Origin of the sequence: Nocardioides sp. YIM 152588 (assembly GCF_040191335.1) — a bacterium.
GTDB lineage: Bacteria > Actinomycetota > Actinomycetes > Propionibacteriales > Nocardioidaceae > Nocardioides.
Window position 1 is genome coordinate 51,825 of the sequence record NZ_JBEGDJ010000011.1, and the last position, 19,446, is coordinate 71,270.

The following is a 19,446-nucleotide window of genomic DNA, read 5'->3' on the forward strand; positions in this document are numbered from 1 at the left end:
CTCACTTCCGGGGAAAACGCAAGAGGGCGACCACTGTTGCATCCGCAGCGGCGACTTCGCGCGGATACCGTGAACGACGTGCAGCGCATCCTGGTCACCGGCGGAGCCGGCTTCATCGGCTCGAACTTCGTCCACCACGCGGTCAGCCACACCGACGCGCGGCTCACGGTGCTGGACAAGATGACCTACGCGGCCAGCCGGGACGCGCTCGCGGGCCTGCCCGAGGACCGGGTCACGGTGGTCGTCGGCGACGTCGCCGACGCCGCGACGGTCGATCCGCTGGTCGCCGCGCACGACACCGTCGTCCACTATGCGGCCGAGTCCCACAACGACAACTCGCTGTCGGACCCGTCGCCGTTCATCCGCACCAACCTGGTCGGCACCTTCACCCTCCTGGAGGCCGTGCGCCGCACGGGCTGCCGGCTACACCACGTCTCCACCGACGAGGTGTACGGCGACCTCGAGCTCGACGACCCCGAGCGCTTCACCGAGGAGACCGCCTACCGGCCGAGCAGCCCGTACTCGGCGTCCAAGGCGGGCTCGGACCACCTGGTCCGCGCCTGGGTCCGCAGCTTCGGCGTCCGCGCCACCATCTCCAACTGCTCGAACAACTACGGCCCCTGGCAGCACATCGAGAAGTTCATCCCGCGCCAGATCACCAACGTGCTGGCCGGCGGCCGGCCGAAGCTGTACGGCGCCGGCGCGAACGTCCGGGACTGGATCCACACCGAGGACCACAGCTCCGCCGTGCTGCGCATCCTCGAGGCGGGACGCATCGGCGAGACCTACCTCATCGGCGCCGACGGCGAGAGGTCAAACCTCGAGGTCGTCCGGCTGATCCTGCGGGTGCTGGGGCGCGCCGAGGACGACTTCGAGCACGTCACCGACCGCCCGGGCCACGACCTGCGCTACGCCATCGACTCCACCAAGCTGCGCAAGGAGCTCGGCTGGGAGCCGATGTTCGACGACTTCGAGGCGGGGATGGCGCGGACCGTGGAGTGGTACCGGGACCACGAGACCTGGTGGCGTCCCGCCAAGGAGGCCGTCGAGTCCGCCTACGCCGCCAAGGGACAGTGACGATGACGGGCCTGTCCGTGGAGCCGACGCCGATCCCGGGCCTGCTCGTCGTCACGCTCCCGGTCCACCGTGACGACCGGGGCTGGTTCAAGGAGAACTGGCAGCGGGAGAAGATGGTCGCCCTTGGGCTGCCGGACTTCGGCCCGGTGCAGAACAACATGTCGTTCAACGCGCGCCGCGGCGCGACGCGCGGCATCCACGCCGAGCCGTGGGACAAGTTCGTCTCGGTGGCCACGGGGCGCGTGTTCGCGGCGTGGGTCGACCTGCGCGAGGGGGCGACCTTCGGCGCGACGTTCAGCGTCGAGCTCGGCCCGGAGACCGCGGTGTTCGTGCCGCGCGGGGTCGGCAACGCCTACCAGGCCCTCGAGGACGGGACGCTCTACTCCTACCTCGTCAACGACCACTGGCGCCCCGGCCTGCCCTACACGGCGGTCCACCTCGCCGACGAGACGGCCGCGATCGCCTGGCCGATCCCGCTGGACTCCGCCGGGGTGGAGGTGTCGGAGAAGGACCGCACCAACCCACGCCTCGCCGAGGTCGAGCCGGTGCCGCCGCGACGCACGCTCGTGCTCGGCGGCCACGGCCAGCTCGGCCGCGAGCTCTCCCGCGTCTTCCCCGACGCCGAGGTGATCGACCACGCGCACCTGGACCTGACGGATCCGGACGCGCTGGCGAAATGGCCCTGGCACGGGTACGACGTCATCCTCAACGCCGCGGCCTACACCGCGGTCGACCGCGCGGAGACCCCGGAGGGTCGCCGCGACTGCTGGGCCGCCAACGCCGGCGTACCGGCGGCGCTCGCGCGGATCGCCGACCGGCACGGCATCACCCTCGTGCACTACTCGACCGACTACGTCTTCGACGGCACCGAGACGCCCGGCGGCCACACCGAGGACGACCCGATGGCGCCGCTCGGCGTCTACGGGCAGGCCAAGGCCGCCGGCGACCTCGCCGTGACCGGCGCGGACCGCCACTACGTGCTGCGCACCTCGTGGGTGATCGGCGAGGGCAACAACTTCGTCCGCACGATGCGGCGCCTCGCCGCCGATGGCGTCTCGCCGAGCGTGGTGTGCGACCAGGTCGGCCGCCTCACGTTCACCACGGAGCTGGCCCGGGCCACCCGGCACCTGCTCGCCGCGAAGGCTCCGTACGGCGTCTACAACGTGACCAATGCCGGAGATCACCAGTCGTGGGCGGACGTCGCAGCCGAGGTCTTCGAGCTCAGCGGGCGGGACGCCGCCGACGTGACCCCGGTGACGACCGAGGAGTACGAGGCGGGCAGGACGGGGATCGCCCCGCGGCCGCGCTTCAGCGTGCTGTCGCTGGACAGGATCCGTGCGACCGGCTTCGTCCCGACGGACGCGACCGAGGCGCTGAAGGCCTACCTGTCGGACGAATGACCGCTGGTTGAGGTGCGAGCGGAGCGAGCCTCGAAACCTAGCGCCGTTTCAACCCGGCCAGCGCCGGCCGCACGTCGGCCAGGTAGACCAACGCGACGATGGTCATGGCCAGGTTGATGATGGTGATCGGGATCGGCAGCAGGTGCAGCAGCACCGAGAAGCCGAGCAGCAGGCACCAGGTGGTCTTGTTGAGCTTGCCGGCGGCGTCGTAGGACTCGGCCGAGTAGATCAGCGAGTTGGCGAACGCGAAGATCTTCACCACCAGCAGGACGAAGGAGATCCCGAGGTTGATCCACGCCTCTACGGGGGCGATTGCCGGCACGAACCCATCCATGGTGCGTCGATCCTATCCGGGGAGAGTCACTGCGGCCCCCGGACGTCCGTCCGGGGGCCGCAGTTTCGGTACGTCGGCCGGTCCGAGTCGCTCAGGACTCGTCGGTCGGCGGGGTCGCCTTCTTGGCCGGCGCCTTCTTCGCGGGCGCCTTCTTGGCGGTGGTGGCCTTCTTCGCGGGCGCCTTCTTGGCGGGGGCCTTCTTGGCCGGCGCCTTCTTCAGCGTCTTGGTGGCCTGGCCCTTCTGGGCCGGGGTCGGCTCGACCTTCTTGACGGCGTCCTCGACGGTCTTCTCGGCCGTCTCGACGGCCTCCTCGACGGCCTCGACCGCGTCCTCCGCAGCCGCCGCGGCACCGCCGCGGAGCTTGATCACGATCGCCTCACCGCGCTTGGCGAGGTCGGCGTAGGTGGAGGTGGCGGTGGCGACGTTCTCGTCGTAGGCGGTCTTGACCGTCGCGACGCCCTCGTCGTAGCGGCCCTTGACGGTCGCCACGCCCTCGTCGTACCGGGTCTTCGCGGTGGTCTGCACCTTGGCCGGGAAGGCCTTGGCGTCCGCCTGGAACTCGGCGATCTTCGCCTCGGCCTTGGCGCGCGAGTCGGCGAGCGACGCGGTGGCCTTGGCCTGGAGGTCCTTCGCGGTCGGCGCCTCGAAGCCCTTCGCGGACTTCTGGACGTCGGCGACCTTGGCGGTGGCCTTGCCCTGCACGCCCATCACGTAGGCGACGACCTTCTCGACGAGCAGGTCGGCGGCGCCGACGTAGGCGTAGATCGGCTTGGCGGCGTACTCGGGCACCTCGAGGCTCGCGAGGTCCACCTTCGGCAGGTCGACCTTGGGGAGCTCCATCTTCGGCAGGTCGACCTTGGGCAGGTCGATCTTGGGCAGCTCGAACTTCGGGAGATCCAGCTTCGGCATTGTCTTCACCCTTCTGTTGGGTTCTCGGTGGGGTCTGTGGCGACCAGGTCGGAGATCCGGTCGGCGAGCTCGTCGGGCGGGGCGGGGGCGTCGCTGCCCCCGGCGTCGGTCGTTGCGGCGGGCGTTTCAGCAGCGTTGAGCGCGAGGAACGAGGCGTAGACGTCGAGCAGCGACTGCTTCTGCCGCTCGGTCAGTCCGCCGTCGCTGAGGATGGCGACCTCGACGGCACCGGCCGGCGCCTCGTCGAGGCTGATGATCCCGGCGCGGACGTAGAGCTGACCCGCGGAGATCCGCAGCGCCTTCGCCAGCTGGCCGAGCACCTCGGCGGACGGCTTGCGCAGCCCGCGCTCGATCTGGCTGAGGTAGGGGTTGGAGACGCCGGCGAGCTCGGAGAGCTGCCTCAACGAGAGTCGGCTCGCGAGCCGCTGCTCCTTGAGATACTCGCCGAGGGAGCCGACGGCCTGCCCGACCTTTCCCTTCACCATGATTCCAGTCTGCTAGCAGATGCTTGCAAGAGCAAGCATCTAGACCGGTGATCCAGTTCACATCTATGGTCGCCAAAGACGAGTGACTTGACTTTATTTGGCAAGATGCTCCCCGTGACGACCTCCCCCACGGCACAGCACTGCCCCGCGCCCCGCGAGCTGGACGACCTCGAGCTGCTCTCCAGCGGCGCCCTCGCGCCCCTGACCGGCTTCAACCGGCCGGGCAGCCCGGTCACCCTCGCGCTCCCCGAGGACCTGGAGAAGGCGCTGGCCGACGGCGGCACGGTGGAGCTCGTCGACCCCGAGGGCCTGCCGCTGGCGACCGTCGTCGACGACGGCCACGGCCTCGCGGTGACCCCGCTGACCCACGCGCAGTACGGCCCGTTCCGCCGCCTCTACCTCTCCCCCGCCCAGACCTCGGAGCGGTACGCCGGCCGCCCCCTCGTCGTGGTCACCGAGCCCCTCACCGACACCCAGCGCGACCAGCTCGCCGCCGCCGGCCCCGTGCTGGTGCTGGCGCTCGTCGGCCACGGCACCGCGTCGCTGAGCGCGGTCGGCCTGCTGCGGGCCACGCTGGTGGCCACCGCCGACCTGGACGCCGAGGTGGTCGCCGTACCGCTGGCCGCCCACGGCGACGCCGAGGGCGACGCGGCGCTGCGGGCCCAGGTGGTGGCGACGTACGCCGGCTCGTCCCGCGTCCTCGAGCTCGCCCCGGGCGGCGCGGTGCTGCCGGAGGTGGCCCCGATCGTCGCCGCCGAGCACCCGCCGAAGGACGAGCAGGGCCTCGTCCTCTTCTTCACCGGCCTGTCCGGCAGCGGCAAGTCCACGCTCGCCCAGGCGCTGATGGACCGCCTGCTGGAGCGTGGCGGCCGCTCGCTGACCAGCCTCGACGGCGACGTCGTGCGCCGCAACCTGTCGGCCGGCCTGACCTTCTCCAAGGCCGACCGGGAGACCAACATCCGCCGGATCGGCTGGGTGGCCGCCGAGATCGCCCGCCACGGCGGGGTCGCGGTGTGCAGCCCGATCGCCCCGTTCGACGAGACCCGGCAGCAGGTGCGCCAGTACGTCTCCGACGCCGGCGGTGCCTTCTTCCTGGTCCACGTCGCCACCCCGCTGGAGGAGTGCGAGCGGCGCGACCGCAAGGGCCTGTACGCCAAGGCGCGCCGCGGCGAGATCCCCGAGTTCACCGGCATCTCCTCCCCCTACGAGGAGCCCGACGACGCCGACGTCCGCGTCGACACCACCGGCCGCACCATCGACGAGGCGCTCGACGACGTGCTCGTCGCGCTGCAGGAGTCGGGCTACCTGGACCTCACCGGCGACGACCTCGCGCCCGCCGGCCGCGCCCACGGGCACGGCGGAAGCGAGCCACACGGTGGTTGAGCCCGACACCCCGCTCCGCGTCCTCTTCGTCTGCACGGCGAACATCTGCCGCTCGCCGTACCTCGAGCTGCGCGCCCGCCAGCTCGCCGCGGGCTCGGGCATCGAGTTCGCCAGCGCCGGCGTCCGCGGCCACGACCACGAGCCGGTCTCGGACACGATGGCCGCCGAGCTGCACGCGCGCGGCGCGGAGCCCAACGCGATCCGGCGCTTCCGCAGCCGGCCGCTGACCGCCGATCTCGTGGGCGCGGCCGACCTGGTGCTGACGGCGGAGGCCGCGCACCGGACCCGCGTGCTGGACGAGGCGCCCGCGGCGTTCCGCAAGGTCTTCACGGTCGGCCAGTTCGCGCAGTCCGTGAGCCGCGCCCCCGCGGACCTGTACGGCGCCGCGGTGCTCCCCTCGGTCGGCGAGCACCGCGCGACCGCCGACCCCGCCCTCGACATCGCCGATCCCTACCGGCACGGCCCGGCGGCCGCTGCCGTGGCCGCCGACGCGATCGACGCCCTGCTGGCTGAGGTACTCCCCCGCCTGACCGGAAAGGTCACCCGATGAACGACCTCCTCACGCTCACCGCCCTGGCGATCATCGCCGCCGGCTTCATCGTCGGCATCGTCGTCGGCCTGACCGGCATGGGTGGCGGCGCCCTGATGACGCCGGCGCTGATCTTCCTCGGCGTCGGCGGCGGCGAGGCGGCGACGGTGGTCACGGCCGACCTGACGGCGGCCGCGGTCTACAAGACCGGCGGCGCCGCCATGCACGCCAAGCACGGCTCGCCGAACCTCAAGCTCGCCGCGTGGCTGATCGCGGGGTCGGTGCCGATGGCGTTCCTCGGGCCCTACCTGGTGAAGGTCTTCACCGACTCACCCGAGGACCTGGACCACGTCCTGAAGATGGCGATCGGCTTCGCGCTGCTGTTCGCGGCGGCGACGTACGCGCTGCGCCTCTACATCGGCCTGCGGCAGCTGAACCGGGGCGGCGACGCCGGCGATCCGAACCCGCCGATCCGCCCCATCCCGACCCTGCTGGTCGGCATGCTCGGCGGCCTGCTGGTCGGCGTCACCAGCGTCGGCTCGGGCTCGGTGATCATGATCGCCCTGCTGATGCTCTACCCCGGCCTGTCCGCGGTGAAGCTGGTCGGCACCGACCTGGTGCAGGCCGTGCCGCTGGTGCTGGCCGCCGCGATCGCCAACATCGCCATCCACGGCCTGGACTGGTCGATCGCGATCCCGCTGATCCTCGGCTCGGTGCCCGGCACCCTGATCGGCAGCCGCATCGCCCCGCTGGTCCCGCAGTCCTACATCCGCCGCGGCATCGTGGTGGTGCTGACCATGTCCGGCGTCGCGCTGCTCGACAAGGCCGGCTGGGCGCCGCTGGGCAAGGACGAGACCCACCCCGAGCTCGTCGGCCTCGTCGGCCTCGCGATGATCATCCTGGTCCCGCTGATCTGGGGCCTGATCCGCAAGACCGAGGGGATGCCGATGTTCGGCGCCCCGACCGTCGCCCAGATCGAGAAACCGCACGCGCGCCAGAAGTAGTGCCGGTGGTTGAGGTGCGAGCGAAGCGAGCCTCGAAACCACCCCTGACCTGCACCAACCTGTCCAGACGACCCTGAGCTCGATGACGGCCTGCTCGGAGATCAGCGGTGCGCCCGGGCCGGCGAGCGGGAGGCCGGTATCCATGCCCTCGAGGAGGGCGGTCGCGGCCGGCTGGTGGTCGTCGGGGCCGGCGATGACGTGTGCCTCGGCCCAGTCGAGCAGGTGCCGCGCGCGGTCGTTCTCGACGAAGGTCGCCTCGTGAGTACGGGCCGCGATCAGGGTCAGCGTCTCGTCGACCTGCGGCTCGGGGTAGCCGTAGGTGGAGGGGAGCGCCGACATGGCTTGATTCTAGTCGAACACGCATTCGGGTTCGGGGCAACGAGGTCCCGCTGTGGCGGGCCCTGCGGATCGCCGAGCACACCTGGACGCTCCAGCCCAACGCCGCGAGCAGCGGCGCTAGGACGCCGCCGACCACCGCCGCTTCCGGTGACCTTGGCGACCTGGCACCACTGCTGGACCTGGGCGGCGGTAGTCGGGGTGCGGGTGTTGCCGACGCGGGCGAGGGGGAGGGTGAGGTCGGCGCGGGCGAGCTCGCCGGCGGCCTTCGCGCGTCGTACGTCGAGCCGGGCGGTGTCGCCGAGGCGGCCCAACTCCTTCGCCCGGCCCGTCCTCGACCTCGCCGACCACGCCCCGGTCGAGGCCTACGAGATCCCCGACCGCCACCGCCGCCAGGTCGTCCTGCGGGACCCCACCTGCCGCTTTCCCCACTGCACCCGCGCCGCCGAGCACTGCGACCTCGACCACCGCACGCCGTGGCAGCGGGGCGGAGCCACCTGCCCCTGCAACCTCACCCCACTGTGCCGACGGCACCACCGCACCAAGACCCACACCCGCTGGCGCTACCAGGCCCTCGACCCCGGCACCTACCTCTGGACCAGCCCCTCCGATCGCCAATGGATCGTCGACCCGCAGGGCACCCGCGCGATCGCTGATCACTGCCCCGCCGGGCCAGCAGGCTGACCACATAGCCAGACACGCAAGCCGAGACCGGTGGGACCCAGCGCCGCGCCGGCGGCCTGGACCACCGCACCTCGTTTGCGACACGGCGGAGCATTCCGCTGACCGCCAGCACGAGCTTCCCTACACTCCGCGGTACTCGCGCGCCGTTGGCACGCACTTCCCGAACGGGGCAGGGATGACGAATCCGGACCACGTCTCTCCCAGCCACCCGCTGGAGACGTGATGTGGAGGCACTACGTCACCGCCGACGCGTTCCTCGGCTTGCTCCGCGACGCTCTCGGGGAAGGCCTCGACCTTCTTCTGGCTGCCGCCGCCGGCCTTCTCGATGCCTGCCGCCTCCTGTGGGAGAAGGTCGTCCTGGTGGAGCCGGTCACTCTGGCCGCCATCATCATCGTTGCGTTTCTGCGCTTCAGGGATCGGAGCTACTCCCTCCAACCGTGGCGACGGGCGTGCCGAGACCGCATGGGGTGGTTCTGGTACCAGCGCCACTGGCGGCGGCACACGACGGACCAGCGCGTCGCTCGCGCGATCCGCGAGTTCCTGCGCTCCAACGCGCCATTCGAAGGCAACCTGAGCGCCATCGCCGTCGATGACATCCTCGCCGAAGCCGTCATGGACCCGAACCCGGGTCCGGCGTACCTCACCCCCGAGTTCAGGACGATGCGCGAGCTCCTCGCCGAGGCCCTGGACCCCAAGTACGAGGGCATCCTCGTGCGCTACATGTTGAACGGCGCCTGGGCGACGTCACATGCCAAGCTGCGGTCGTTGCTGGACTACTGCGACCAGTTCGCCGACCTGACGCCGGTGTCCTACCAAGACCAGAGCGAGACCTCGACCTTCGGCACCGCCGTCTCCGCCATCACCGGCGCGATCGTCGTGGCCGACATGAGCGAGCACAAGGCCGGCATGGCTGATGCGGTCGTCACGTGGCACCGCCCGCAGTGGACGGGAAGAGCCCCCAAGTGCTCCAACTCGACGAGCCCAACTATTCGGCCTAAGTACTCGACACCGTTCGACTACTTCCGGACCGACCAGCTGCGGACGCACGTCTCGCTGTCGGAGTACAACGGCCGCGTGCCCACCCTCTCCAGGGTGGAGGTCTGCCAAAGGCCTGGATTCGACGGGGCGTCCATCGTGGTTCACACCCAGGAGAGCGACTACTACAGCACCGAGCCGTACTCGGGTGATCGGCAGCACGGCTACCGGGAGGCACGCACCGAGTCCAAGAAGCTCCTCCCCAGCAGGCACGACTCCCTCTATCCTACCTTCGGCCCCATTCGCGACCGCGCGGGCAAGCCGCTGATCGGAGCCGAGAGCGACTCCAGCGCGACGGACACCACCGAGCCTTTCGATGCCGAGCGGGCGGTTCTCCTCAACGGGAAGCTCGGCTTGGTCTCGGAGACAGCCGACGCGACCTACCTCGTGCTCATGGTCCGATCCGGAAAGGTGTCGAATGCGGCGAGGTGCCTCACCCAGGCCGCGGGCGGCGTGATGGAGCTCCCGGTGGGGCCGGAGGTTCGCCACGGCGACCCGTTCGGCGCCGTTGACTTCGTTCGCGGTGTGCAGGCGGAGACGCAGGAGGAACTGGGCCTACAGCCCGATGACTACGAGATGGGCGCTTCGACGGTCTTCCTGTCCAACAACAGGACGCGGCCGACCGTCGACGACGCCGGCGCCTACAAGCGGGCCACGGGCGAGCTGGTGGCGACCGTGATGTTCACCGGGGTGACACACCTGAAGCCGGAAACGATTCTCAAGCGTCGCTCCAGGGCATCGGCAACGCGGGGCCTCTACGAGCAGCACTCGCTGCTCTTCGTACCGATGGGAGAGAGCGCGGCGACCTTCGCACGCAACCTCCTCGAGGGCTACTGGACGCGATCGACCGCTGACGCGGGGTCGGAACGCCGACCGATCAGGTCCGACTTCCGCGCCGACCCGCACCCACACCAGCCCAGCTTTCGCATCGTCGACTGGCTCGACCAGGCAGCGCTCGTCTCGGCGCTCTATGCCTCGCGGAACACCTTCGGCTCCGAGGCGACGGCCGCGGCGTTCCGGGACGCCATGCACGGAGTTCCGTGGTGGGCACGCGCCTGGCCCACGCTCCCCAGCGGCGCGCTGTCCCGCGTGTGCAGGGAACCGGCCTCATTGTTCGTGGACCCAGAGTCGGGTGAGCGACCGTTCGACGACTGGTCCCGCGACCTGTGGGGAGGAATCCCGAGGCCGATCGGCTTCGACATGGACACGGCAAACTCGACGGCCTGGGAAGACGCGATCAGCACGCTGCTGGAGGAGAGGAAACAGATGTTCACGCTCGACGGAGTGGGCACCCATGGTTGAGGTCATCGAGCGGTATCCGGACGACGACGGGACCACGGCCGACTACAACGTCGACACTGTCTACGCCAACGGCCGCTACGTCGCCGTGTTCGATGGGCAGGGGGCATGCGCATGCAACATCTGTGAGCCCAACGCCGGCTGGTGTGGCGTGCGGATGGTGATGGAGAGGCTCCGCCTCCAGGGGGAGGACGGAGACCTGGACGCCTTCCTGCGCGCGTGCGAGGGCTTCCCCGACACCCCGCTGACCCGCTGTCCGACGTCCCAGGACGACCTCTGCGTCTCGTTCGCGATCTACGACAGTCGCCTGGGTAAGCTGTACCTGAGTGGACCCAACGTCCGCGCTGTGGTCATGAAGAATGGCCAACCACAGTTCCCACTGCCGAAGATCCCAGGGATCCGCCCCAACAAGGTGGCGAGGTCGGCCGCGGCCCAGGCGGGGACCGGCGCCATCGAGAACGAGCCCGAGGTAGCGAGAGTAGATGTCCGCGACGCCTCCGAGGTCGCGCTGATGACCGACGGATTCCTCCCGGCGCTCGACCTGCCGGACTCACTGGAGGCAGCCGAGGACAGGCTGGCAGCGATCGGCGGACAGGAGCCGATTCGCTTCTTCACGTCCCACCAGCCCGGGGTGCACGGCGTGGCCAACTTCACCCACCGCGCCTTCGTCAGGTTCAAGGTGTAGCAGGGCTAGCGTCGCCCCAGCGCGCGATAGGTCCACCCCGCGGCCCGCCAGGTCACAGGGTCGAGGCAGTTGCGGCCGTCGATCACGATGGGCGTCTTCACCATCCCGCGCAGCGCGACGGGATCGAGGCCGACGTACTCGGGCCACTCGGTCGCCACCAGCACCACCTCGGCCCCGGCGACGGCGTCCTCGACGGCGGTCACGAAGACGAGGTCGGGCCACCGCTTGGCCGCGTTGTCGATCGCCTTGGGGTCGGTGACGGTCACGTAGGCGCCCTGGAGTTGCATCTGCGCCGACACGTTCAGCGCCGGCGAGTCCCGGACGTCGTCGCTGTCCGGCTTGAACGCCGCGCCGAGCACCGCGATCCGGCGGCCGACGATGGAGCCGCCGCAGACCTCGCGGGCGAGGTCGACCATCCGGATCCGGCGGCGCATGTTGATGGAGTCGACCTCGCGGAGGAAGGAGAGCGCCTGGTCGACGCCCAGCTCGCCGGCCCGGGCCATGAAGGCGCGGATGTCCTTCGGGAGGCAGCCGCCGCCGAAGCCGAGGCCGGCGTTGAGGAAGCGGCGGCCGATGCGGTCGTCGTGGCCGATGGCGTCGGCGAGGCTCTTCACGTCCGCCTCGGTGGCCTCGCAGAGCTCGGCCATGGCGTTGATGAAGGAGATCTTGGTGGCGAGGAAGGAGTTGGCGGCGACCTTGACCAGCTGGGCGGTGGCCATGTCGGTCTCGATCTTGGGCGTGCCGGCATCGAGCGCGGTCGCGTACACCGCGTCGAGCACGGCGGCCGCCGCCCGCCCTTGATCGGTGTCCGCGATCCCGTAGACGAATCGGTCGGGGCGCAGGGTGTCCTCGACGGCGAAGCCCTCCCGCAGGAACTCGGGGTTCCACAGCAGCTCGGCCCCGGGAACCGCCCCGCGGATCACCTCGGCCAGCTGCTCGGCCGTGCCGATCGGCACCGTCGACTTCCCGACCACCACGTCGCCCGGCTTCAGGTGCGGCAGCAGGGAGTCGACGGCGGCACGGACGTAGCTGAGGTCCGCCCCGAGCTCGTTCTTGCGCTGGGGCGTCCCCACGCACACGAAGTGCACGGTCGCCGTGGCCGCGGCCTCCGGGGCCGTCGCGAACTCCAGGAGCCCGGAGGCCCGCCCCTGGGCCAGCAGTTCGTCGAGTCCCGGTTCGTAGAAAGGCGCCTGGCCCTGGCGAAGGCGCTGCACCTGCTCGGGCAGCACGTCGATGCCCACGACCTCGTGACCGAGGTGGGCCATGCATGCGGCATGGACGGCGCCGAGATAGCCGCAGCCGAAGACGGAGATCCGCATGTCCCGGACGCTAGGTCGCGTTCGAAACGCGACACCCGGAGTGAGGTGAATCCCCTATGTACGGTGAATGACCCCTCTTGCGCACCCACTAGTAGGTACCCATTCGCCAGACTGCCCTGTGGCGTGCGGCATAGTCTGGGCGCGCCGTTCGTGTCCGCTTCCGATGGCGCAAAGGAGTTCCGCTTGTACGCCCTCAACTGTCCGACCCAGGGATACGACTGGGGCTCCACGGACGGGATCCCCCGGTTCCGGCGCCACGAGGCCGACGGCCACCCGGTGGCCGAGGTGTGGATGGGGACCCACCCGCTGGGTACTGCGTGCGTGCGGACCGACGAGGGCGAGCAGCCGCTGACCGACGTCGCCGGCGAGCTGGGCTTCATGCTCAAGATCCTGGCCGCCGACCGGCCGCTCTCCATCCAGGTGCACCCGAACGCGCCCCGCGCGGAGGCCGGGTACGCCGACGAGGAGGCCGCCGGGATCCCGCTGAACTCGCGCGACCGGGTGTTCAAGGACCCGTACCCGAAGCCCGAGATGGTCTACGCCCTCTCCCAGTTCGACACCCTGGTCGGCTTCCGCCCGACGGCGGAGATCCTGCGGGTGCTGGCCGGCCTCGACACCCCGATCACCCGCAAGATGGCCGCGGAGCTGCGCAGCAAGCCGGGCTTCAAGGGCATCGTCAAGCTGGTCGAGCGCCGGCTGATGGACCCGCCCGGGGCCCACGAGGTGGCCGACGTGGTGGCCGCCTGCGCCTCCGCGCTGGAGCGCGGCCTGGACGTGAAGCGGGCGTACCAGACCGCGGTCGAGGTCGAGAAGCACCACCCGGGCGACGTCGGCGTGATCATCTCGCTCCTGCTCAACCGGCTGACCCTGCAGCCCGGCGAGGCGGCGTTCCTCGACGCGGGGATCATCCACGCGCACCTGTCGGGCATGTGCCTGGAGGTGATGGTCTCCTCCGACAACGTGATGCGCGCGGGGCTGACCAGCAAGCACATCGCGCCGACCGACATGGTGCACTGCCTGGAGGAGGGGATGTCGCGGGTGGCCCGGGTGACCCCGGAGCTGTTCGGCTTCTCCACCGACGTCTACCGGCCGGGCCTGGGCGACTTCGCCCTGTCGGTGACCCAGACCTCCCAGGCGGAGCCGACCGGCGTCGTACTGCCCGCCACCGGCCAGCGGATCCTGGTCTGCACGGCGGGCGACGTCGCGGTGGTGAACGGCAGCGGGGAGTCGCTGTGGCTGGAGCGCGGCGACGCGGCGTACGCCGACGACTCGGACGGCATCCTGCGGGTGGTCGGGACCGGAGAGGTAGCGCAGGCGTACCAACCGGAGGACGCGCACGCGGGCAAGTTGACCGATCTGGTGTAAACCTGGGTCCAGAGGCCTGCGTCGGCTGGGGGTGCCCACCGCAGGTGCTGTTTACTCTGCGCAAGCGACTGGCGGCTACGATGGCCGCTGCTTGTACCGATCCGAGAGGACGCCTGTCCACCCATGACGCAAACGCATGCCGACTATCGAATGAGCCAGCTGGATCAGCTGGAGGCGGAGTCGATCCACATCTTCCGTGAGGTCGCCGCCGAGTTCGAGAAGCCCGTCCTGATGTTCTCGGGCGGCAAGGACTCCATCGTGATGCTGCGCCTCGCCGAGAAGGCCTTCTTCCCCGCGAAGATCCCCTTCCCGGTGCTGCAGGTCGACACCGGCCTGGACTTCCCCGAGGTGCTCAGCACCCGGGACAACTGGGTCAACCGCCTGGGCGTGAAGCTCGTGGTGGCCAGCATCGACGAGGCGATCGCCAACGGCGTCGTCGTCGACGACGGCAAGACCAGCCGCAACCGGCTGCAGATCGGCACCCTGCTCAACGCGATCGAGGAGAACGGCTTCACCGCCGCCTTCGGTGGCGGTCGCCGGGACGAGGAGAAGGCCCGCGCCAAGGAGCGCGTCTACTCCCACCGCGACGACTTCGGCCAGTGGGACCCGAAGAACCAGCGCCCCGAGCTGTGGAGCCTCTACAACGGCCGCCTGCACGAGGGCGAGCACATGCGGATCTTCCCGATCTCCAACTGGACCGAGCTGGACATCTGGGACTACATCGGCCGCGAGGGCATCGAGATCCCCAACATCTACTTCAGCCACCAGCGCCGCGTCTTCGAGCGCGACGGGATGCTGATGAGCGAGACCCCGCTCAACCCGACCCGCGAGGGCGAGGTCGTGGAGGAGCGCACCGTCCGTTTCCGCACCTGCGGCGACATCACCCTGACCGGCTGCGTCGAGTCCACCGCCTCGAACATCCCCGAGATCATCGAGGAGGTCGCGGCCGCCCGGCTCACCGAGCGCGGCGCGACCCGCGGTGACGACCGGTTCTCCGAGGCCGCCATGGAGGACCGCAAGAAGGAAGGCTACTTCTGATGAGCACCCCCACTGCTGAGATGACGGGCGAGAAGAAGCCGATGGACCTCCTTCGCTTCGCGACCGCCGGTTCCGTCGACGACGGCAAGTCCACGCTGATCGGCCGCCTGCTGTACGACAGCAAGTCGATCTTCGCCGACCAGCTCGAGGCCGTCGAGGCCACGTCGAGCGCCAAGGGCCACGACTACGTCGACCTGAGCCTGCTCACCGACGGCCTGCGCTCGGAGCGGGAGCAGGGCATCACCATCGATGTCGCCTACCGCTACTTCGCGACCCCGAGCCGCAAGTTCATCATCGCCGACACCCCGGGCCACGTGCAGTACACCCGGAACATGGTCACCGGCGCCTCCACCGCCGACCTGGGCCTGGTGCTGGTCGACGCGCGTCACGGCCTGACCGAGCAGTCGCGCCGCCACGCGGTGCTGCTGTCGCTGCTGCGCGTGCCGCACCTGGTGCTGTGCGTGAACAAGATGGACCTCGTGGACTACTCGGAGGAGATCTACGAGCAGATCCACGCCGAGTTCACCCAGTTCGCCACAAAGCTGAACATCCCCGACCTCGCGGTGATCCCGATCTCCGCGCTCAAGGGCGACAACGTCGTGGACCGGTCCGAGGCGATGCCGTGGTACTCCGGCCCGACCCTCATGCACCACCTCGAGCACGTCCACGTGGCCTCCGACCGCGACCTGGTCGACGTCCGCTTCCCGGTGCAGTACGTCGTGCGCCCGAAGTCCGACGAGCACCACGACTACCGCGGCTACGCGGGCCAGGTCGCCGGCGGCGTCCTCAAGCCCGGCGACGAGGTCATCGTGCTGCCCTCCGGCATGACCAGCAAGATCCAGGGCATCGACCTCTTCGACCAGGAGATCGACGAGGCGTTCCCGCCGATGTCGGTCACCGTCCGCCTCGAGGACGACGTCGACGTCTCCCGCGGCGACATGATCGCCCGCGTGAAGAACGCCCCGGAGCCCTCGCAGGACATCGACGCGATGGTCTGCTGGATGACCAACACCCCGCTCAAGCCGCGGCAGAAGCTGGCCATCAAGCACACCACCCGCACCGGCCGCGCCCTGGTGAAGGACATCCAGTACCGCATGGACGTCAACACCCTGCACCGCGACCAGGACACCAAGGAGCTCGGCCTCAACGAGATCGGCCGCGTCCAGCTGCGCACCACCGTGCCGCTGCTGTGCGACCCGTACTCGAAGAACCGCACCACCGGCTCGTTCATCCTGATCGACGAGGCCACCGGCGTGACCGTCGGTGCCGGCATGATCAACGGCTGACTCTCGCTCAGGCGCAAGCGGCGCCCTCCCACTTGGGAGGGCGCCGCTTTGCTATTCGCCGACATGGGACCCATGCGACCAAACACGTCACACGGCCAAGCCATCCGACTTCAGCCTCACACATCGTTGGCGTGGACGTGTACACCGAGCATGCCCACTTATCGGTAGCCGCACAGCGATTCAGCGCCGGACGCCCATGCCACGAAGCTAACGTCCAAAGCCGCTTGGTCATATTAGCCAGCGGCACGGAGCCTAGAGACGATCGACGGCTCTTGGCGACGGCGCCTCAAGCGACCTACATGCGCCGTTGACGTCGCGAAACCTACGACGCCACAAGTTTCGGCACTGGGCGAAGTGACCATCACGACACTCAAGGCAACGAATCGCCTACGCCCGATGCCCGAGTCCCGCTGCCTTGGCAAAGGATCCCTGATGACCAGACAAGCGAACCAAGGAGAGCCAAGATTGCCACCGCGAGTACCACCCACCAACAATCCGCATCGGACTCTTTAGGGGACAGCGCCTTGAACTCCACCGACGCCTCACGGCGTACGGCCACCGTCAGCACCCGCCCGTTGTCGGCGAGCAGAATCGGGCGCATCGCCAAGTCCAGGCTTGTCCGATACCGGCTCGCCCGGGCCACCAACTATCCACCGCTGCCCACTGACGCGCATCAGACGAAGCGACCAACGCGTCCGCCGGTATTCGTCATTTCCGCGGGATGGCGGTCGGGGTCTACTGCGGTACAGCGCCTGATTGTGTCGAGCGGCGAGGTCTTCGTCTGGGGCGAGCCATTCCCAACCGCGCGCCTGCTTCCGCGACTCCAGAGAATCGCAGCCGAGGTAGGCGTTGTCGACGGTCAGCCTGACCGCACCATTGCGCCGTCTCAGATCGGCCCCCACATGTCAACGGCTTGGATCGCTACAACCAACCCCGCGGCGTCGACGATCATGGCAGGAATCAAAGAAATGCTGGAGACCGTCTACTGGACGCCTCTACAGGAAACATCTTTCACATCCTGGGGCATCAAAGAAGTCGTAACGACGCCGGAGCAACTCCGGTTGCTTGCCGAGACATTCCCGGACGCGCACTTCGTCTGCATCGTAAGGAATCCAATAAGCGCCTATAGGTCGTTCCGGAAGTTCGTCATTTCTGGCGTCGCCACCAAGCCTGGGCAGTTCGCAAAGCTAGAGTGGATCAAGGGGCCACGCGGGTACAGCCGAAATTGGATTCGAGTCGCCAGGGCCTTCCGCACCTACCGAGACGACCCGAGGTTCCACATCTTTCGGCACGAGGACATCGCCGGCGATCCAGACTTCCCAGACGCCCTCGGACAAAGCCTCGGACTCAGGCTCGATCCAGCAGTGTGGCGGACCGTCGTGGGGGCCACCGAGAAACGCCGAACAACACTCCTCGAGCGAGCCGAGTTCGCGATTGTCCGAAGCCAGACCCGAACCGAGGCGGCCCTGTGGGACTACAAGGACTAACCGGTCGAAGATTCGCCACATCTCGGCGCCACCTCAGCGATGGCTTGGCATCCTCCGTGCTGTCAACGGTCTTGGGCGCGGCCGGTTCACTTGTCAGGATCCCGTTGACCGTGTCGGCGTTGGGCGCCGCCGGATACGGCGTGGTCTCAACGATCAGCAGTCTCAGCGGATGGATATACACCGCAAGCGCAGCGGCGAGACAGACGAGCGGTGCGGCCATCGCATATCGCACCGACGCGACGTCGCACACCGAGACTCAAACGACCTGGGCTGCAGCTAGAAACACGCTGCGCGCGGCGACAGGATTGCTGATCGTTGCGATGCTAGCCGTGTTCGTCCTCCCGCTTTCGAGCCTCGTGGACCCGACGGGGACGATACCTACATGGGCCCTAGTTCCCACCTTGGCAACCTGTTGCGCGATCGCGCTCTTCGGAATCCCCGGCGCTGCGCTTCTAGGCGTAGCAACGACGCGAGGCAGATTCGGCATCCAGAATATATCGATCATGGCCGGCGTCACCGGCACAGTAACACTTACTGCGGTCGCAGCAATCATGGACGCACCTACAGCAGTGTTCTGCATGATCTGGGTAGCGTCGCTCGGAATTCCGGCAATTCCAGCAACCTTCTGGGCACTCCGCTCGATTGGATCAATTCGACCGGGATCGAATCCGATCAGCGCCGACCCAAGTGTGCGATCCATCTCACGCGACAATATGTGGATTTCATGTGCATCCCAATTGGCAATCGGATTCGACCTAGTGATCATAACCGCAATCGTAGGTTCGGTCGCTGCAGGAACTTACGGACTAGTCACCAGATTGGCCGCAATCGCGTCGACCATTACAATCGGATCGTTGCCCGTCTTGCTTCGAGTCGCCGGCGAGGCAAGGGCGCACCAGTGCACCACCAGTGGAAAGTCCACACGAAGGACCGTCGCGGCAGTGCTGGCGCTGCAATTGGTGGGGATCATTGCATTTGTCGCTGTGTGCGGCACGGCCGCGCACATTCTTACTGGAAACCAGATCTCGATATCGATCAGTCTCGCAGCCACAGCCGGAGCTTGGGCGCTGCTCGATTCTATCCGCCGTTGCCTGGCAGCCATCACATCAACAACAGATGGTTTGCGAGTCTGGCGCCAAATCAGCGTGCCACTATCTATCGCAAATGCACTGGCGTCCGTCATACTGACCATGGAACTTGGCATGATCGGCCCGCTAGTCGCTTCGGCAGTTGCTTGCGCGGCAATTGCCACTTTGGGCGCATACAGGCTTCGGAAGGAACTTGCGGAGGTCTTCTTTGCAGGCCGATAGACGAATTGGCATCGCCATCGCGACGCGTCGGCGCCGCGAGGCCGTCGAGTTGGTCGGCACCATACTCGATGAGCACGGAACCCGGACAGCGACGGTCATTGCATTCCAGGGAACACGAGCTGACTTTAATGAACTGGAAGCACAGATATCGGCCATCCGCGCCGAGAGCGGGGACCTCCACGACGTCAGGGCGGTTTACGACCCTTGCAGCGGAGCCAGTCGCGCGAGGAATCTCGCCCTAGGGGCCTTACCTCCAGACATCGATTGGTGCTGGACCCCGAACGACACTAGTCGACCTCCACGCGGATTCTTCAACCAACTGCGCCATTGTCTGACGGATGTCAACACTCGTACTACAGGCGCAGTCGCGCTGGACTACGTGGTCGGCGAACACCCGCGGCGTCGCGTCTCTCACTTGGGCCAACTGTCCGGATGGTCCCTTTGGTTGGCACTGGAGCCAGCGATCATCTGGAACCGCAT

General features: G+C 68.5%; 17 protein-coding genes. 13 read left to right on the forward strand and 4 right to left on the reverse strand.

Features of this window, described 5'->3' with window-relative positions; genetic code table 11:
• Nucleotides 1–78: 78 nt before the first annotated feature.
• Both rfbB and ABLM29_RS08020 read left to right on the forward strand, forming a co-directional pair.
• Nucleotides 79–1,077 (forward strand): dTDP-glucose 4,6-dehydratase, encoded by a 999-nt coding sequence (gene rfbB / locus ABLM29_RS08015; protein WP_349713553.1) that lies wholly within the window; start codon nucleotides 79–81, stop codon nucleotides 1,075–1,077.
• Nucleotides 1,078–1,079: 2 nt separating this feature from the next.
• Entirely contained in the window at nucleotides 1,080–2,477 is a 1,398-nt protein-coding gene (locus ABLM29_RS08020; protein ID WP_349713554.1) for a sugar nucleotide-binding protein, read from the forward strand.
• A 37-nt stretch (nucleotides 2,478–2,514) separates the two neighbouring features.
• Here the strand turns inward: ABLM29_RS08020 and ABLM29_RS08025 are convergent, their stop codons facing one another.
• The 3 genes from ABLM29_RS08025 to ABLM29_RS08035 all read right to left on the reverse strand — a co-directional run bounded on the left by ABLM29_RS08025 (nucleotide 2,515) and on the right by ABLM29_RS08035 (nucleotide 4,206).
• Nucleotides 2,515–2,811 (reverse strand): DUF2516 family protein, encoded by a 297-nt coding sequence (locus ABLM29_RS08025; RefSeq protein WP_349713555.1) that lies wholly within the window; start codon nucleotides 2,809–2,811, stop codon nucleotides 2,515–2,517.
• A gap of 91 nt (nucleotides 2,812–2,902) precedes the next feature.
• The gene (locus ABLM29_RS08030) at nucleotides 2,903–3,721 is read right to left on the reverse strand and encodes a hypothetical protein (RefSeq protein WP_349713557.1); all 819 of its coding nucleotides are present in this window, start codon (nucleotides 3,719–3,721) and stop codon (nucleotides 2,903–2,905) included.
• Nucleotides 3,722–3,726: 5 nt separating this feature from the next.
• Nucleotides 3,727–4,206 (reverse strand): helix-turn-helix domain-containing protein, encoded by a 480-nt coding sequence (locus ABLM29_RS08035; RefSeq protein ID WP_349713558.1) that lies wholly within the window; start codon nucleotides 4,204–4,206, stop codon nucleotides 3,727–3,729.
• A 114-nt stretch (nucleotides 4,207–4,320) separates the two neighbouring features.
• Between ABLM29_RS08035 and cysC the strand changes: the two genes are divergently transcribed.
• From cysC to ABLM29_RS08065, 6 genes are all read left to right on the forward strand, one after another.
• Entirely contained in the window at nucleotides 4,321–5,589 is a 1,269-nt protein-coding gene (cysC, locus tag ABLM29_RS08040; RefSeq protein ID WP_349713560.1) for an adenylyl-sulfate kinase, read from the forward strand.
• Nucleotides 5,582–6,139 carry an arsenate reductase/protein-tyrosine-phosphatase family protein gene (locus ABLM29_RS08045; RefSeq protein ID WP_349713561.1) on the forward strand — a complete coding sequence of 186 codons (558 nt, stop codon included), beginning with the start codon at nucleotides 5,582–5,584 and terminating at the stop codon, nucleotides 6,137–6,139. Before cysC ends, ABLM29_RS08045 begins: the two co-directional genes overlap by 8 nt.
• Nucleotides 6,136–7,122, forward strand: a complete 987-nt coding sequence (locus ABLM29_RS08050) for a sulfite exporter TauE/SafE family protein (protein WP_349713563.1) — start codon at nucleotides 6,136–6,138, stop codon at nucleotides 7,120–7,122. Before ABLM29_RS08045 ends, ABLM29_RS08050 begins: the two co-directional genes overlap by 4 nt.
• A gap of 630 nt (nucleotides 7,123–7,752) precedes the next feature.
• Nucleotides 7,753–8,142, forward strand: coding sequence for an HNH endonuclease signature motif containing protein (locus ABLM29_RS08055; protein WP_349713564.1), 390 nt, complete (start codon nucleotides 7,753–7,755; stop codon nucleotides 8,140–8,142).
• A 222-nt stretch (nucleotides 8,143–8,364) separates the two neighbouring features.
• Complete coding sequence (locus tag ABLM29_RS08060; protein WP_349713565.1) at nucleotides 8,365–10,479, forward strand: hypothetical protein; 2,115 nt, start codon at nucleotides 8,365–8,367, stop codon at nucleotides 10,477–10,479.
• Nucleotides 10,472–11,161: a hypothetical protein gene (locus ABLM29_RS08065; protein ID WP_349713566.1), complete on the forward strand. Its 690-nt coding sequence runs from the start codon at nucleotides 10,472–10,474 to the stop codon at nucleotides 11,159–11,161. Before ABLM29_RS08060 ends, ABLM29_RS08065 begins: the two co-directional genes overlap by 8 nt.
• Nucleotides 11,162–11,166: 5 nt before the next feature.
• On the opposite strand, the gene ABLM29_RS08070 is transcribed toward ABLM29_RS08065, so the two are convergent.
• Nucleotides 11,167–12,480: a UDP-glucose dehydrogenase family protein gene (locus ABLM29_RS08070; protein WP_349713568.1), complete on the reverse strand. Its 1,314-nt coding sequence runs from the start codon at nucleotides 12,478–12,480 to the stop codon at nucleotides 11,167–11,169.
• Nucleotides 12,481–12,663: 183 nt separating this feature from the next.
• Here ABLM29_RS08070 and manA point away from each other — a divergent pair, with 183 nt between their 5' ends.
• The 5 genes from manA to ABLM29_RS08095 all read left to right on the forward strand — a co-directional run bounded on the left by manA (nucleotide 12,664) and on the right by ABLM29_RS08095 (nucleotide 18,966).
• The gene (gene manA, locus ABLM29_RS08075; protein ID WP_349713569.1) at nucleotides 12,664–13,845 is read left to right on the forward strand and encodes a mannose-6-phosphate isomerase, class I; all 1,182 of its coding nucleotides are present in this window, start codon (nucleotides 12,664–12,666) and stop codon (nucleotides 13,843–13,845) included.
• Between the two features lie 123 nt (nucleotides 13,846–13,968).
• Nucleotides 13,969–14,883 carry a sulfate adenylyltransferase subunit CysD gene (gene cysD, locus ABLM29_RS08080; protein WP_349713570.1) on the forward strand — a complete coding sequence of 305 codons (915 nt, stop codon included), beginning with the start codon at nucleotides 13,969–13,971 and terminating at the stop codon, nucleotides 14,881–14,883.
• Nucleotides 14,883–16,169: a sulfate adenylyltransferase subunit 1 gene (locus tag ABLM29_RS08085; protein ID WP_349713571.1), complete on the forward strand. Its 1,287-nt coding sequence runs from the start codon at nucleotides 14,883–14,885 to the stop codon at nucleotides 16,167–16,169. Before cysD ends, ABLM29_RS08085 begins: the two co-directional genes overlap by 1 nt.
• Nucleotides 16,170–16,744: 575 nt before the next feature.
• Nucleotides 16,745–17,656, forward strand: coding sequence for a sulfotransferase (locus ABLM29_RS08090; RefSeq protein ID WP_349713610.1), 912 nt, complete (start codon nucleotides 16,745–16,747; stop codon nucleotides 17,654–17,656).
• 503 nt (nucleotides 17,657–18,159) lie between these two features.
• Nucleotides 18,160–18,966, forward strand: a complete 807-nt coding sequence (locus tag ABLM29_RS08095) for a hypothetical protein (RefSeq protein WP_349713572.1) — start codon at nucleotides 18,160–18,162, stop codon at nucleotides 18,964–18,966.
• Nucleotides 18,967–19,446: the final 480 nt, after the last annotated feature.